The sequence below is a fragment of the Kribbella sp. NPDC048915 genome, assembly GCF_040649595.1.
Classification (GTDB): Bacteria; Actinomycetota; Actinomycetes; order Propionibacteriales; family Kribbellaceae; genus Kribbella.
In genome coordinates this window covers 41759-56169 of record NZ_JBEZFT010000042.1, presented here as the reverse complement: position 1 = coordinate 56169, position 14411 = coordinate 41759, and the positions used below count along the sequence as shown (strand labels likewise).

The following is a 14411-nucleotide window of genomic DNA, read 5'->3' as shown; positions in this document are numbered from 1 at the left end:
CCGGCCGTTCGCCCAGGAGTTCCATGCCGTCAACTGTAGGCACGGCCTCCGACAGTTTTCGAGCTCGATTCCCTTTATTTTGTGGGCTGTTTGTGGGCCCACACCAGCAAACACCCAGCCCACACCCAACCCGCACTTGAGGCATCGGGACTGCCGGTCCACGCTTGAGCTTGTGCGGCCGGTCGACGTTGTGGGGTGGGCCCCAGGCGTCTCGGAGCGGGAGCAGTCGACTCGCGATCGGGCTCGTCGCGCTGGCATCGTCTGAGCCGGTGCTGCTGGCAACCCTGAAGGCCCGTGCCGCCGGCGACGCTGCCGCCCTTGCTGCTGTCTACGCTGCTGCCTTCGGTCCCGCCGTTGCTGCTGCGGGGCGGTTGTCCGTGCTGTTGCGGGGCTGTTGTCCGTGCTGTTGTCCGTGCTGTTGCGGGGCTGTTGCCCGTGCTGCTGTCCGTGCTGTTGCCCACGCTGATGTTGCTAGTGGCAACCGTTCTGGCTCAGGGCGACTCCAGCTACCGACACGATCGGCGGCATAGCGGGGATCTTGGCTGATCTCAAACGGTGGTGATCTGGTCGGGTGGTGCGTCAGTCGTAGCGCCCAGGTGCCCGACGCGCGCGTCGGTAGGCAGCGCAGGGGTGGCAATGCGGTTGACAGAGTGGTGGGTCTACAAAGCGGATGGGATGGCAGAGCGGTGCGCTGGCGCCCTCGTGTGCCCGAAGGGCCGGTCCAGTCGGCGAGACGTGCTTCGGCTGTTTGAGGGCCGGGCGTTCTGCGCCGGGGCGCGCCGGGTTGGCGCGGCGGGTGGCGGCTTGGCTGTGTCTGTGCGCACAGAGCCCGGTGCTGCGGAGGGGTGGACGTGCTCGGTTTCGGCTAGCAGGAAGCGTGACCGCTCACGTGCGCTGGATCTGCTTGGTCCACCTGCTGGTGCGACTGTGCGTGCGGCGCTCGTAGTGCGGCCGTGGTCGTGCGTCTCTGAGCGCGGACTGCGGCAGGTTATTCGGCGGAGAGGTGGGTCAGTAGGGGTGGGAGTAGGTCGCTCGTGTGGAGGGTGGGGAGGGAGTGATGGGTGGCGGTGCGCAGGGGGACGACGGTGGCGTTGGGGGAGAGGGTGGTGATTCGGCGGGTCAGGCGGGCGGTGTTGTGGCATTTGCTGCGGTTGGCTACGAAGACGAGGGGCGCCAGCGGTCGGAGTTCGCCAGCGGTGGGGCGTTTGGGGCGGACGACGGGCGGTGCGGGCTCTACGGCAGCCAGGCCGGCGAGTTCGAGGACTAGCGGGTCCAGAGTGACTCCCTGGGTCTCCCAGCGCAGGAACGACTGAACTCGCCCGGCAGACGGACGCAGCAAGCTCGGCAGGGCACGAGCGACGTACGGGACCCGCAGGCCGAGGTAGCAGTCTGTCGGGTCGAGCAGCGCCAACCGCCGTACCCGCTCCGGGTGCGCGATCGCGTAGGTCAGCGCCACCCAAGCCCCATAGGAGTGACCGACCAAAGCGCCATGCTCGACACCAAGGCCGGTGAGTACCCCGGACAACCAGATGTGGAGATCGGCCGGTGTGCGGGGCGCCGGGCCGGAGGGTACGCCGAGCCCGGCGTCGACGATCAGGTCGACGGCGTACACCCGGTACTGAGACGCCAACCGCGGCGCCACCGTGAACCAGACCGCTGATGTAGCACCATGCCCCGGCAGCAGTACGACGGGCGGCGCGTCAGCCGGGCCGCACGCATTCACCCGGGTCGTCCCGAACTCGGAGCGCACAGACAGCGGCTCAACCTCGACACCCCACCGGGCCAGCAAACCGTCGTACACCTCCTGAAGCGCGCCGCCGTCCTGACACGCCCCGCCGTCCTGAAAGCCCATGCCGCCGAGAATAACTCACTCAGTGAGGTAAATTGCTAAGCATGCCAGAACCCGCCACGCGAGAAGGCGTCACACCGTCCGACCCCGAGCGGGCCGCAGCGCTGGAGCTCGTCCACCTGCTGCGCGACGCGGCGTTGAAGCTCGAGCTGGCCATCGCCGAGTTCGCGCGGACCACGGGGCTGCACAGCACCGACGTACGGGCCCTCGTCAGCCTCCTGGACGCCGAACGCGCCGGAGTGGAGGCGACGCCCACCTGGCTCGCTCAGCGGCTTGGAATGACCTCTCAGGCGACAACGGCGGTCATCCACAGGCTGGAAGGCGCCGGACACGTTCAGCGCCTCGGAAGCCGCACAGACGGTCGCAGCGCCCGGCTGCAGGTGTCCGACAGTGCGGTGGAGCTCGGCTGGCAGTTCTTCGGCCCGCTCCTGGACCGCATGATCGCGGCCACCCAGGCGCTCGACAAGCAGCAACAGGCCGGCGCCCGCGCCTACCTCGAAGCCGTCACCGAAGCGCTCGGTTGAACGAAAAGCGCCCCGGCCGCAATCGGCCGGGGCGCTTTCGAACGCCACAGATAACGCTACAGATCAGGAGCGGTCGCTCGTGACCTCGCGGTACGTCTCCGTGTCCTCGGTCAGCTCGTGGATCTCGTCGGCGTCGTGAGCGTGCTCGTGCGCCTCCTCGATCTCCTGGGCCGTCGGCTTCTGGACCGCGTCGGCGTAGTAGAACCGGGAGAGTGCGGCGCGGACCTTGTTGATCGCGCGGCGCGGGGCGCGGACGCCGTTCTCGTCGGTCTCCGGGCCGATCTCGTGCGGTACGACGCGATCGCGGGCGGTCAGCGAGTACGCCTCGTACGTCGAGATCGGCTGGTGCTTCTCGGTGTACTTGCCGTCCGCGTCGCGCATGATCACACCGGTCTCGAGGCCGTGCAGCAGCCGCTCCTGGTCGGCGCGCTGCAGCGAGATGGCCCAGCGGCGCGCGATCCAGAACCCGAGGATCGGGCCGAGGATCACCGCGAACCGCAGGAACCAGGTCACCGCGTTCAGCGAGACGTCGAAGTGGGTGGCGATCAGGTCGTTACCGCCACCGACCCACAGCAGCGCGTAGAACACGATGAACGCGACGCCGATGCCGGTCCGGGTCGGGACGTCCCGCGGGCGGTCGAGCAGGTGGTGCTCGCGCTTGTCACCGGTGATCCAGCCTTCGATGAACGGATACAGCGCGACCAGGGTGACGAACGCCGGCGGGATGATCAGCGCGGGGATGATCAGGTTCCAGCTCAGTGTGATGCCCCAGAACGTCGACTCGAAGCCTGGGAAGATACGCACCGAGCCTTCCAGCCAGCCCATGTACCAGTCGGGCTGGGATCCCGCGGTCACCTCGGCCGGGTTGTACGGGCCGTACAGCCAGACCGGGTTGATCTGCATCAGCGCACCCATCAGCGCGGTGATGCCGAAGACCACGAAGAAGAAGCCGCCGGCCTTGGCCGTGTACACCGGGAACAGCGGGTAGCCGACCACGTTGTTCTGCTTGCGGCCGGGACCGGCGTACTGCGTGTGCTTGTGGTACACGACCAGGAACAGGTGGGCCGTGACCAGCGCGAGGATGATCCCGGGTATCAGCAGTACATGGACGATGAAGAACCGGGCCACGAAGTCGTTGCCGGGGAACTCACCGCCGAAGATGAAGAAGTTCATGTACGTGCCGACCACCGGCGAGGCCTGGATCATGCCGTTGGTGATTCGTAGACCGGTACCGGACAGCAGGTCGTCGGGGAGGCCGTACCCGAGGAAGCCCTCGACGATGCCGAGGAACAGCATCCCGAAGCCGATCAGCCAGTTCAGCTCGCGCGGTTTACGGAACGCGCCGGTGAAGAACATCCGGAGCAGGTGCACCATCATCGCGGCGATGAACAGCACGGCCGCCCAGTGGTGGATCTGCCGGACCAGCAGGCCGCCGCGGACGTCGAACGTGATGTCCAGTGTCGAGGCGTACGCCTCGGACATGTGCAGGCCCTTGAGCAGGCTGTACGAACCCTGGTACTCGACCTCGGCCATCGAGGGCTTGAACCAGAACGTCAGGAAGGTGCCGGTGAGGATCAGGATGATGAAGCTGTAGAGCGCGATCTCGCCCAGCATGAAGGACCAGTGGTCGGGGAAGACCTTGCGGAGGTTCTTCTTCCCGATCTTCGCGATGCCGAGGCGATCGTCGAACCACTTGACCGGTCCAGGGAACTCTGTGCTTGTTGACACTGTTGTCACCCTCGTTCGAAGAAGCTCGGGCCGACCGGCTCGTGGAAGCCGCTCTGCGCAACCAGGTAGCCCTCGCTGTCCACCGCCAACGGTAGCTGAGGCAGCGGACGGGCGGCAGGACCGAAGACGACCTTGGCGCCGTCGGCCAGGTCGAAGGTCGACTGGTGGCACGGGCAGAGCACGTGGTGGGTGGTCTGCTCGTACAGGGAGATCGGGCAACCGACGTGGGTGCAGATCTTCGAGTAGCAGAGGATGCCGTCGACGCCCCAGTTCTCCCGGCCCGGTGGGGTGCGGATCTCGCTGGGCTTGATCCGGACCACGATCACCGCGGCCTTCGCCTTGGCGTTCTGGTACTCGGTCGGGTCCTCCTCCTGCAGCGGGGCCAGGTTGGCCGGCGCCGCGTTGACCAGCTGGCCGACGACCAGGTCGGACGGCTTGATCGGACGGTCGGTGACGTCGTTGACGACCCGGATGCCCTTCGCCCAGATCGTGTTGTAGAGCGCCCGGCCCGGCAGCGGACCGAGGTCACGCAGCAGGATGATGGCCGGCAGACCGAGCACGCCGAGGGCGCCGATCAGCGAGTTGCGGATCATCTTGCGCCGGGTGAAGCCGGACTCCGCCGTACCCTGCTTGAACGCCTCGGAGATCTCGGCGATCTGCTCCGGCGAGGAGTGTGCCGGGTGCCGGTCCTCGACGATCTCCTCGTCGACCATCAGCTTCTTGGCCCACTGGATCGCGCCCGCCCCGATCAGGAACAGCGCGAGCCCGATGCACAGGCCGATCACCATGTTGTTCGCGTTGCCGGTCAGCGGGCCGAACTCGAGCACCGAGTCCCGCGGAATCGCGAAGTACGCCACGCAGGAACCGATCACCAGCACGGTCGCCAGGCCGAACATCGCCGACACCTGGCGTTCGACCCGGTCGGCGGCCTTGGCGTCGATGTCGGTGATCCGCGGCTCGTGCGGCTCCAGACCCGGGTCCGGGATCGGCTCCGCCACCTCGACGGCGCTGCCGTGCTGTTCCTCCTCCGGCGTCGCCGGGAGGTTCTTCTCGTCGCTCATTCGGCCTTCGCTCCCTTGGCCTTGACGCCCTTGGCGCCGATCCACACCGCAATGCACACCAGGACGCCGATGCCGACGACCCAGCCCCACAGGCCCTCGGACACCGGTCCGAGCCGGCCGAGGCCGAAGCCGCCCGGGTTCTTCTGGTTCTCCAGTGCCTTCAGGTACGCGATGATGTCGCGCTTGTCCTCGGGCTGCATGACCTGGTCGGAGAAGACCGGCATCTGCTGCGGGCCGGTCAGCATGGCCTCGTAGATGTGCTTCTCGTCGACGCCCATCAGCTTCGGCGCGTACTTGCCGTTCGGCAGGGCGCCGCCGCTGCCGGCGAAGTTGTGGCACGCGGTGCAGTTGGTGCGGAACAGCTCACCACCGCGCGTCACCTGCTCGTCGGTGGCCTTGCTCACGTCGTACGCGTCCGTGGCCGGGACGGCCGGGCCGGGGGCCAGCGACGCGACGTACGCCGCGAGCGCCTCGATCTCCTCCTGCGTGTACACCGGGGCCTTGCGCGGGATCTGCGCGCCCGGCTGCACCGCCGGCATCCGGCCGGTACCGACCTGGAAGTCGACCGCGGCGGCACCGACACCGATCAGGGACGGGCCGGCCATGTCGCCCTCGCCGTTCCCGCCACCCTCGGCGTTCAGGCCGTGGCAGCTGGAGCAGCCGACCGCGAAGAGCTTCTTGCCCTCCTCGATCTGCTGGGACTGGGCCGAGTTGTCCGCCACCGCGTTGTCAGGGGCGAAGGCGGCGTACGCCGAGCCCACTGCCAGGAGGCCGAACAGGAGCACGACGAGGCCGGCGGACCGGTGCCGTCGTCGCGCGGAGAGAAAGCGCGCCGGTGACAAGGAAGGTCTCTTCTCACTCATTTGAGCAGGTAGATGGTCGCGAACAGGGCGATCCAGACCACGTCGACGAAGTGCCAGTAGTACGACACGACGATCGCCGAGACGGCCTGTTCGTGGGTGAATTTTCGAGCCATGTACGTCCTGGCCAGGACGAACACGAAAGCAATGAGGCCGCCGGTCACGTGCAGACCGTGGAAGCCGGTGGCCAGGTAGAACACCGATCCGTAGGCGTTGGACGAGATCGTGATGCCCTCGTGGATCAGCTCGGCGTACTCGGTCACCTGGCCGGCGATGAAGATCGCGCCCATCACGTACGTGAGGATGAACCACTCACGCATGCCCCAGGCCCGGATGTTGAGCAGCGAGCCGGTCCGGCCCACCCGGCCGTGCTCGGCCGCGAAGACACCGAACTGGCAGGTGAAGGACGACGCCACCAGGATCGTCGTGTTCACCGCGGCGAACGGGACGTTCAACTCGGACGTCATCGCCTGCCAGAGGGTCTCCGTTCCCGGAGCGGCGGCAGCGGTCGTCACCGACCGGATCGTGAAGTACGCCGCGAACAGGGCGGCGAAGAACATCAGTTCGCTCGAGAGCCAGACGATCGTGCCGACACTGACCATGCTGGGACGGTCATGGTGTCCGTGTTCACGGGACGCTGGGAGTGCGGTTGCAGTGGCCACGCGGTCATTATGTCGGTCGCCTCGTTCAGCGCCACGACCACCCCCGTGCATGTCGCCGAACCGTTGTTCCTACTGTGGAAGCGTGCTTCCCCTCCACGCCACGCCGGGAGACCAGATCGCGCCGTTGACGCCGGTCCGGTTGCTGACGGCCTGGACCTTCGAACCGGTGTTACTCGGCGTGATCATCGCCCTGGGCGCGATTTACCTGTACGGCGTCCACAAGCTGCGCAAACGTGGTGACAAGTGGTCCCGGGCGCGCACCTTCTCGTTCGTCGGCGTCGGTCTCGGAAGCGCCGTGATCGCCACGCAGTCCGCGCTCGGAACGTACGACACCGTGCTGATCAGCGTGCACATGGCCCAGCACATGATCCTGTCGATGCTGACGCCGCTCGCGCTGGCGCTCGGCGCGCCGATCACGCTGGCGTTGCGGACCTTGCCGCAACGTCCGCGAAAGTGGTTGCTCTCCGTGTTGCATTCGCGGTTCGCGAAGGTGATCTGCTTCCCGCTGGTCGGCTTCACGTTGTTCGTCATCAGCCCGTGGGTGCTGTACTTCAGCGGCTGGTACGAGGCGACGCTGCGGTCCGCCGTACTGCACGACCTGCTGCACCTGCACTTCATCCTGGTCGGTGCGGTGTTCTTCTGGCCGCTGGTCGGCCTGGACCCGGTGCCCGGGCGGGTGGTCTACCCGTTCCGGCTGATGATGACGTTCCTCACGTTGCCGTTCCACGCGTTCCTCGGGATCACGATCATGTCCGCGAACCGGCTGATCGCCGAGGACTGGTACACCGCGTTCGGCCGGGCCTGGTCGCCGTCGCCGCTGCGTGACCAGTACATCGCGGGCGGTCTGCTGTGGGGTTCGGGTGACATCGTCGGTCTGGTGTTCTTCGGCACATTGTTCGTCCAGTGGGTGCGCGAGTCGCAGCGCGAGGCACGGCGCGAGGACCGCCGCCTGGACCGCTTGGAGGAACAGGCCCGCCGGGCTGAACGGTCTCCCCGGTAGCATTCCGGTGTCCAGTCTTCGTCAGAACACAGCTTGGGATGGATCGATGAGTTCAGAGCGTCCGCTGAAGGTCCTGGTCTACAGCGACGACCGCACGACGCGGGAGTCCGTTCGGCTGGCCCTCGGGAAGCGGCCGGCCGCCGATCTGCCCGAGCTCTCCTACGTCGAGTGCGCGACCGAGCCGGCCGTCATCAAGACCATGGACAAGGGCGGGATCGACCTGGCCATCCTCGACGGCGAGGCCGTCCCGGCCGGTGGCATGGGGATCGCCCGCCAGTTGAAGGACGAGATCTTCCAGTGCCCGCCGGTGCTGGTCATCACCGGCCGTCCGCAGGACGCCTGGCTGGCGACCTGGTCGCGGGCCGAAGGCGTGGTCTCGCACCCGATCGATCCGCTGAAGCTGGCCGAGGTGACCGCGCAGCTGCTCCGCGCGCGGCTGGCCAAGCTCCCCGCGACCACCGCCTGACGCGTCATGGGGTCCTACACCTGGCCGCAGGTGCTGAACCCGCTGCTGCGGCACCAGGATCTGGATGCCGCGGCGACCGCGTGGGCGATGGAGCAGATCCTGTCCGGGTCCGCCTCGCCCGCGCAGCTCGCCGGGTTCGTGATCGCGTTGCGCTCCAAGGGCGAGACCGTGGTCGAGGTCGAGGGGCTGGTCGCGACGATGCGCGACTTCGCCACCCGCATCTCGGTGCCCGGCCGGACGCTCGACGTGGTCGGTACCGGCGGTGACCAGGCGCACACGGTGAACATCAGCACGATGTCCGCGATCGTCGCCGCGGGCGCCGGCGCCAAGGTACTGAAGCACGGCAACCGCGCCGCGTCGTCGGCCTGCGGTGCGGCCGACGTCCTCGAGGAGCTCGGGATCCCGCTCGACCTGACCGCGGCACAGGTCGCCGAGGTGGGGGAGCGGGCCGGGATCACGTTCTGCTTCGCCCCGGCGTTCCACCCCGCGCTGCGGCACGCCGCCGTACCGCGGCGCGAGCTCGGCGTACCGACGACGTTCAACTTCCTCGGCCCGCTGGCAAACCCGGGCAACCCGTCCGCGCAGGCGGTCGGTGTCGGCGACAGCCGGATCGCCGGGCTGATGGCCGGTGTGCTGGCGCGGCGCGGGATCGACGCGCTGGTGTTCCACGGCGACGACGGTCTCGACGAGCTCACCACGCGGACGACGTCGCAGGTGTGGTCGGTCGGCGGCGGCGAGGTCGAAGGGCCGGTGACGCTGGATCCGCGCGAGCTGGGCATCGCGCCGGTGGACGCCGCGGCGTTGAAGGGCGCCGACGCGACGTTCAACGCGAAGGTTGTCCGGGCGCTCGTCGACGGCGAGCCCGGTGCGGTGCGCGACGTCGTACTGCTGAACGCCGGCGCGGCGCTGGCGGCGTACACGCCCGAGGCCGGCACCGTCACCGAGCGGATCCGGGCCGGCATGGACCGCGCCGCCGAGGCGATCGACTCGGGCGCGGCGAAGGATGTGCTGGAGCGGTGGATCGCGACGTGTGCCGAGGTGCGCGGCTGAGAGGTGCTCGCGGAAAGGGGCCGGCGGTTGCCGGCCCCTTTGCTACGGGTTGATCTTGATCTGGCTGACCTTGAAGCGCCAGACGTTCTGCCAGGCGGGCGTGGAACCTGCGATGTCGGCGATCGAGACCGCGGCGGTGCCGTTGCCGCGGTCGATCACCGCGATCATCACCGTCGAGAACGTCTCCTTCAGCATCGGCTCCTTGACCTGGACCCGCGCCACGATCTCGTGACCGCGATGGCCCGCGACCGTGATCGGCGTGTGCTTCGTCCCCTTCAGGATCACCGCGTCCTTGTCGTACAGGTTCGCGATCGCGCGGGCACCGATCTGGATCGCCGCCTGCTTCATCCCGGCCGGAGTGGTGCTGAACGGGATCTCCACCGGCAACTGACCGAACGACACGTAGTTGCCCCAGTTGGACTTCTTGCCGTTGTAGTTGGGGTGCACGACCAGGAACACCGCGGCCCCACCGGTCAGCCCGGTCCGCTCGACGGCGTTGCCCCACGCCGAGCTCATCACCGGCATCGTGTCGCTGTTCCCGGCCATCATCTGCGTGCCGACCACCCGCCCGTTCGGCACCGGCGTCTCAGACGGCTTCACCGAGGGGCTGACTGTCTCGATCGACTTCCCCGCCGTCGGCAACGCCACCGGCTGAATCGCGTCGGCCCGATTGACCAGCCACGCCACACTCAACCCGGTCACAGCAATAGCTGCCAGCACCAGCACCACGGCTCCCACAGCCCGAGCCCGCGGGTTGGCACCGCCCACCTCCGCGCCGGCGGGGTCGGCCTCAGCGCCGGCGGGCTCGGACTCAGCCCCACTCGCCGGCTGAGCGCCCCACGCGCCACCTTGCGCACCAGGAACCGGACCGGCCTGCGCAGCCCAAGCCCCCTGCCCGGCATTCCCACCAGGGCCTTGCGAACCGGGGTATCCACCTCCGGCACCGTACGCACCGGCGTACCCGCCGACACCAGTGCCTTGACCACCGCTACGCCCAGTTCCATCGCCGGAAGCTCCCGCCCCAGCCGTCGGCGCAACCACCTCAGTAAACGCCGGTCGCCCCTGAGCCCCACGAGCCTGCCCACCCTGCGGCGTACCAGACTGGCCACCCTGCGGCCCAGCCTGCGCGCCGCGGTACGGCGAACCCTGCTGACCAGCACCTACCGGCCTGGCACCCGGCTGTCCGCCAGCGGGCTGTCCTGTACCGGGCTGCCCAGGCTGCGAGAGTCGCTGCCCGTACCGGCCGTCTGGCGGTGCGGCCTGCGGTTGGCCGGGCTGCGGCGGGCGCTGCGTGCCGTACTGCGCCCCAGCCGGCGGAGCCGAATGCTGCCCGCGCGCCTGCTGAGGCCCGCCCTGCCACGCCGCCGGCCGCTGCCCACCATGCTGCGGCGCACCGGGCTGGTGTGAAGGCGGCGGTCCGTACGACGTGGGTTGCTCAGGCGGTCCGGTCCACGGCTGTCGCTGCTGCGGCGCCGCCGGCTGCGGACGGATCGGCGGCGGGGGAGGCGGTGCCGGAGCCGGCGACTGTCCGAACAGCGGATCCGAAGACCCTCCCGGCACCCCACCGTACGGAGGCCGGCCCTGCCCCTCCACCTGGCCGTACTGCCCCGGCGGGCGCTCCCGCGGCGCTTCGTGGTGTGGCGCGCCGCCGTACTGAGCCTCGCCGTACCTGTCCGGCTCTTCGCTTGGTGCGCGAGGCGGGACCGGGGGTGCTTGAGGGGTGCCTGCCAGGGGGTCTGGCGGGTTCGGGGTCTGGTTCTCGTCGTCAGCCAACTTGGATTCCTAGGTAAGCCTGGTCCGCGGCCGTCTTCAGGTCCGGGCGGGTGTTCGGGATGCCGCTGATGTATGCGACCGCCGTCCCGTCGCCGAGGTCGAAAACGGCCACCGTCAGGGTAAGCACTCGATCGGTCACCGCGGCCGTCGTCGTCACGGTCTGGACGAAAACCCAGCCGGACTTGCCGGACCGCTTCACCGGACCGTTCGCGACCGTCTTGTAGGTGACCGGGATGTTCCCGTACATGCCGGTCCGGATCCGCAGCGACAACGACGACGCCGTCGCCTTCGGGTCACCGCGGAATCCGGAGCCGGTACCGAGCGCACCGACGAAGATGTCCGCAGACCAGTCGTCCTCCTGAGCGGCGTTCTCCTTCAGGACGATCCGCTGACCGTTCGAGTTCAGCAGCTGCGGTACGAGGCGCTTGCGGTCCGACCACGGCGGGTTGCGCCGTGGGAACGAGATCGCGTCCGAGGAGATCCGGTCGGCGCCTTCGTGCAGCGCCGGGTTCTTCGACTGGCCGGGTTTCGTGCTCGACTGGTTCGTCGGTGTGGTGCTCTGCGTCGGCGTACCGGTCGGCTCCGGGTTCGCGGTCTTGTCGTCGCCGTTGGTGAGCAGTACCACCGCGGCCACGATCAGCATCACCAGCGCGACACCGCCGGCGATCACCAGCGGCAGCTTCGCGCCGCCGAGCGGACCGCCGCCACCGGAGCCCTTGGACTTCTTCTTGCCCTTACCGCCGTCGCGCTTGCCGACGCCCACACTCAGGTCGGCCTGACCGCCCCACGGCTCGTTCGCGTTCTCGCTCCACGCAGGCTGCGCCTGCTGATCGCCCCACGCCTGCTGGGTGCCGCCGTTCCACTGCGGCTGGGCGTGCGGACCGGTCTGTGGCCTGGTCTGTGGCATGGTCTGTGGCGTGGTCTGCAGCTGGGTTTGCGGGCCGGCTTGTGGCGGCGACTGGTTCCAGGCGCTCGCGCCCTGCTGGTCGACCTGCTGTACGGGCCAGGACTGCCCCTCCCACGACTGACCGTTCTGCTGGTCAGGTGCCTGCGGTGTGCCCCACAGGTTGGGTTGCGCGGGCTCGGGCGTGGTCGCGGTCTGGTTCGGCTTGTCGCCCCAGAGCTGTACGGGCTGCTCCTGAGGAGCGTCCGTCGGCTGCGGAACAGTCCAGAGCGGACCGCCCTCCTCCGCGCTCTTGGAGTCGGCTTCGTCGTCGGCCTCGACGCCCCACGCAGGTACGTCGCCCGCGTCCTCCTGCTCGTCTCCACCCTGACTACCCCAGTCAGGCTGCATCAACGCAGCAGCCGCAGCATCGTCAGCCGCAGCATCGTCAGCCGCAGCATCGTCAGCCGCAGCATCGGCTGCGGCGTCGGCCGAAGTGTCGGCTGTGACTTGCTGAGTTTCCGCCGCCTGTGGGGTACCAGACTCCGCGACCTGGGCGTCGGCGGGGTCCGGTGCGAGGCGGAGTGTCCAGCGTGGCTGTTCTTGTTGTACGTCGGCGGTGCTCGCGGCGGGTACTGCGTCCAGCGAGGCTTCCGCGTGTGCAGGTTCCTCGAGTTCCGGCGAGATCTCGCGCTGCGTCCAGTGTTCCGGGGGAGCAGGAGCGAGTTCCGGGGCACCCCACGTCGCGCGCGCTCGCGCAGCTGCTTCGGTGGTGGCTGTTCGTGCCGATTCACCGGGCTGCGTCAGGTCGTCCGCCGGCTGGATCGACGGCTGAATCCCCGGCTGAGCCGACTGACCCGCGACTGTCACCGGCTGGTTCGCGGTCAGGTGGGTCGGGACGGATTCGTCCGGCGAGACTGCGCGCAGACGTGCGCCACCGTTCCCGGACGTGTCGTTCGAGGACGGCGCGGAGGCCCACAGATCCGCCGTAGGCGTCGGCTGCCACCACCCGCCGCCGTCATCCGGACGGTCCGCGTCACCACCACTGCCCGCAGCCGCACCGGCCCCATGCACCGCGCGCAGATTGGGCCCACCCGCCTCGTCCCCCTGAACCGTCCGAAGCGGCGTCGGCTGCACCCCCTCACCAGCGTGCGGGTCGGACGGGGGCGGGGCGGGCTGGTGCGGGGCGGGCTGGTCGTAGGAGGTGAACTGGTCTGCGGACCATTGCTGGGCGTCCGCTGTCCAGGGCTGCTGGTCTCCTGCCGGGTAGTGCTGGCTGGGATCGGGTGGCCCGGGGTGCTCGGTCGGTGCCTGAGACCAGTCCTGTTGAGCAGTCCACGGCTGTTGCTGGGTCTGCTCGGTGTCAGGGTCCGGCTGGTCGTACGACGTGAACTGGTCTGCCGACCACTGTTGTGGGTCTGCAGTCCACGTCCCTTGCGGTGCGTTGCCGGAGTGTTGCTGTGGTTGCTGCGACCAGTCCTGCTGCGGCTGCTCGGCTGTCCACGGTCCCTGGTTCGCCTCGGGCTGCCGCGGCGGTTGCTGGGTTGGCCACGGCTGCTGCTCGGGCTGTACGGCGTCCTGGGCGGGTTGTACGGCGTCCTGGGCGGGTTGTACTGCGTCCGGGGCGGGCTGGTCGTACGACGTGAACTGGTCAGCTGACCACTGTTGTGGGTCCGCAGTCCACGTCCCTTGCGGTGCGTTGTTGGACTGCTGCTGTGGTTGCTGCGACCAACCCTGCTGCGACCAACCCTGCTGCGACCAGTCCTGCTGCGGCTGCTCAGCCGTCCAGGGTGCCTGGTTCGCGTCGGGCTGCTGGGGCTGCGGCTGCGCGGCCGCTGTCCAGGGGCCCTGGTTGGCGTCGGGGTGCTGCTGGGGCGGCTGGCCGGACCAGTCCTGTTGCTGAGGCTGTCCAGCGTCGGGAGCGGGCTGGTCGTAAGAGCTGAACTGGTCGGGGGACCAGGGCTGGGAGTCCGCTGACCACGCGGGTCCCTGGGAGTCAGGCCCCTGCTGCGGCTGCTGCGCAGGCCAGGGCTGCTGCTGTGGCGGCTCCTGTCTCGGCGGCGTCTCCTGCTGCGGCTGCTCGTAGGAGCTGAACTGGTCCGGTGCCCAGGGCTGCTGGTCTGCGGACCAGGGGCCGGCCTGGGAGGGCGCCTGAGAGTCCGGCCACGGCTGATGGGCAGGGGCGTCCTGCTGGGAGGCCGCAGGCTCACGTGTCGGTGCGGTGTCCTGCTCCGGCACACCACGGTCCGGCACACGGTCCGGCACACCACGGTCCGGCGCGCGGTCGTGCGGCGCGACGGCAGTGGGGCCGGGCTCAGTGGGACCGGGCTCAGCGGGGGCGGCCTCGAGGGTGGGGTCTTCCTGTTTGGTCTTGTTGGTCCACTTCGCGCCGTCCCAGAAGCGGATGGTGTGCGGCTGGCCGGTGGGGTCGGGGTACCAGCCGACGGGCGGGTTGCTCATCCGCGTCCTCGCTCGGATGCCGGCGCTGCTGCGCGGACCTGCTCGGCACGGAACTGACCCCGAACGTTCATGGGTTCACCGTAACTTTTGCTCGT

Annotated in this window: 12 protein-coding genes; 5 read left to right on the top strand and 7 right to left on the bottom strand. The window is 69.0% G+C overall.

Annotated elements, in window-relative coordinates; genetic code table 11:
• Nucleotides 1-988: 988 nt before the first annotated feature.
• The gene (locus tag AB0B82_RS21495; protein WP_360171104.1) at nucleotides 989-1852 is read right to left on the bottom strand and encodes an alpha/beta fold hydrolase; all 864 of its coding nucleotides are present in this window, start codon (nucleotides 1850-1852) and stop codon (nucleotides 989-991) included.
• Between the two features lie 41 nt (nucleotides 1853-1893).
• On the opposite strand from AB0B82_RS21495, the gene AB0B82_RS21490 reads away from it, so the two are divergent.
• Complete coding sequence (locus AB0B82_RS21490) at nucleotides 1894-2373, top strand: MarR family transcriptional regulator (RefSeq protein WP_360171101.1); 480 nt, start codon at nucleotides 1894-1896, stop codon at nucleotides 2371-2373.
• 63 nt (nucleotides 2374-2436) lie between these two features.
• Here AB0B82_RS21490 and AB0B82_RS21485 read toward each other — a convergent pair whose 3' ends face one another.
• The 4 genes from AB0B82_RS21485 to AB0B82_RS21470 are packed head-to-tail and all read right to left on the bottom strand — an operon-like array spanning nucleotide 2437 to nucleotide 6684.
• The gene (locus AB0B82_RS21485) at nucleotides 2437-4110 is read right to left on the bottom strand and encodes a cytochrome bc complex cytochrome b subunit (RefSeq protein ID WP_360171098.1); all 1674 of its coding nucleotides are present in this window, start codon (nucleotides 4108-4110) and stop codon (nucleotides 2437-2439) included.
• On the bottom strand, nucleotides 4107-5162 hold the full coding sequence (locus AB0B82_RS21480) for a Rieske 2Fe-2S domain-containing protein (protein WP_360171095.1): 1056 nt from the start codon (nucleotides 5160-5162) through the stop codon (nucleotides 4107-4109). The genes AB0B82_RS21485 and AB0B82_RS21480 overlap by 4 nt, the downstream gene beginning before the upstream one ends.
• Nucleotides 5159-6025, bottom strand: coding sequence for a cytochrome c (locus tag AB0B82_RS21475; protein ID WP_360171092.1), 867 nt, complete (start codon nucleotides 6023-6025; stop codon nucleotides 5159-5161). The genes AB0B82_RS21480 and AB0B82_RS21475 overlap by 4 nt, the downstream gene beginning before the upstream one ends.
• On the bottom strand, nucleotides 6022-6684 hold the full coding sequence (locus AB0B82_RS21470; protein ID WP_360171089.1) for a heme-copper oxidase subunit III: 663 nt from the start codon (nucleotides 6682-6684) through the stop codon (nucleotides 6022-6024). Before AB0B82_RS21470 ends, AB0B82_RS21475 begins: the two co-directional genes overlap by 4 nt.
• Nucleotides 6685-6766: 82 nt before the next feature.
• Between AB0B82_RS21470 and AB0B82_RS21465 the strand changes: the two genes are divergently transcribed.
• Genes AB0B82_RS21465 through trpD form a run of 3 tightly spaced genes read left to right on the top strand, consistent with a single transcriptional unit; the run spans nucleotide 6767 to nucleotide 9200 of the window.
• A complete protein-coding gene (locus tag AB0B82_RS21465; protein ID WP_360171086.1) occupies nucleotides 6767-7684 on the top strand; it encodes a cytochrome c oxidase assembly protein in 918 nt (305 codons plus the stop codon).
• A gap of 46 nt (nucleotides 7685-7730) precedes the next feature.
• On the top strand, nucleotides 7731-8150 hold the full coding sequence (locus AB0B82_RS21460; RefSeq protein WP_360171083.1) for a hypothetical protein: 420 nt from the start codon (nucleotides 7731-7733) through the stop codon (nucleotides 8148-8150).
• A gap of 6 nt (nucleotides 8151-8156) precedes the next feature.
• Nucleotides 8157-9200 carry an anthranilate phosphoribosyltransferase gene (trpD, locus tag AB0B82_RS21455; RefSeq protein ID WP_360171080.1) on the top strand — a complete coding sequence of 348 codons (1044 nt, stop codon included), beginning with the start codon at nucleotides 8157-8159 and terminating at the stop codon, nucleotides 9198-9200.
• 42 nt (nucleotides 9201-9242) lie between these two features.
• Here trpD and AB0B82_RS21450 read toward each other — a convergent pair whose 3' ends face one another.
• Nucleotides 9243-9938: a hypothetical protein gene (locus tag AB0B82_RS21450; RefSeq protein WP_360171077.1), complete on the bottom strand. Its 696-nt coding sequence runs from the start codon at nucleotides 9936-9938 to the stop codon at nucleotides 9243-9245.
• Nucleotides 9939-10178: 240 nt separating this feature from the next.
• Between AB0B82_RS21450 and AB0B82_RS21445 the strand changes: the two genes are divergently transcribed.
• The gene (locus AB0B82_RS21445; protein ID WP_360171074.1) at nucleotides 10179-10607 is read left to right on the top strand and encodes a hypothetical protein; all 429 of its coding nucleotides are present in this window, start codon (nucleotides 10179-10181) and stop codon (nucleotides 10605-10607) included.
• A 358-nt stretch (nucleotides 10608-10965) separates the two neighbouring features.
• Here AB0B82_RS21445 and AB0B82_RS21440 read toward each other — a convergent pair whose 3' ends face one another.
• Nucleotides 10966-14316 (bottom strand): hypothetical protein, encoded by a 3351-nt coding sequence (locus AB0B82_RS21440; RefSeq protein ID WP_360171071.1) that lies wholly within the window; start codon nucleotides 14314-14316, stop codon nucleotides 10966-10968.
• Nucleotides 14317-14411: the final 95 nt, after the last annotated feature.

Coding starts and splice junctions, on each gene's coding strand:
- trpD (WP_360171080.1), top strand. CDS start 8,157: ATGGGGTCCTACACCTGGCCGCAGGTGCTGAACCCGCTGCTGCGGCAC.
- AB0B82_RS21480 (WP_360171095.1), bottom strand. CDS start 5,162: ATGAGCGACGAGAAGAACCTCCCGGCGACGCCGGAGGAGGAACAGCAC.
- AB0B82_RS21460 (WP_360171083.1), top strand. CDS start 7,731: ATGAGTTCAGAGCGTCCGCTGAAGGTCCTGGTCTACAGCGACGACCGC.
- AB0B82_RS21475 (WP_360171092.1), bottom strand. CDS start 6,025: ATGAGTGAGAAGAGACCTTCCTTGTCACCGGCGCGCTTTCTCTCCGCG.
- AB0B82_RS21495 (WP_360171104.1), bottom strand. CDS start 1,852: ATGGGCTTTCAGGACGGCGGGGCGTGTCAGGACGGCGGCGCGCTTCAG.
- AB0B82_RS21490 (WP_360171101.1), top strand. CDS start 1,894: ATGCCAGAACCCGCCACGCGAGAAGGCGTCACACCGTCCGACCCCGAG.
- AB0B82_RS21440 (WP_360171071.1), bottom strand. CDS start 14,316: ATGAGCAACCCGCCCGTCGGCTGGTACCCCGACCCCACCGGCCAGCCG.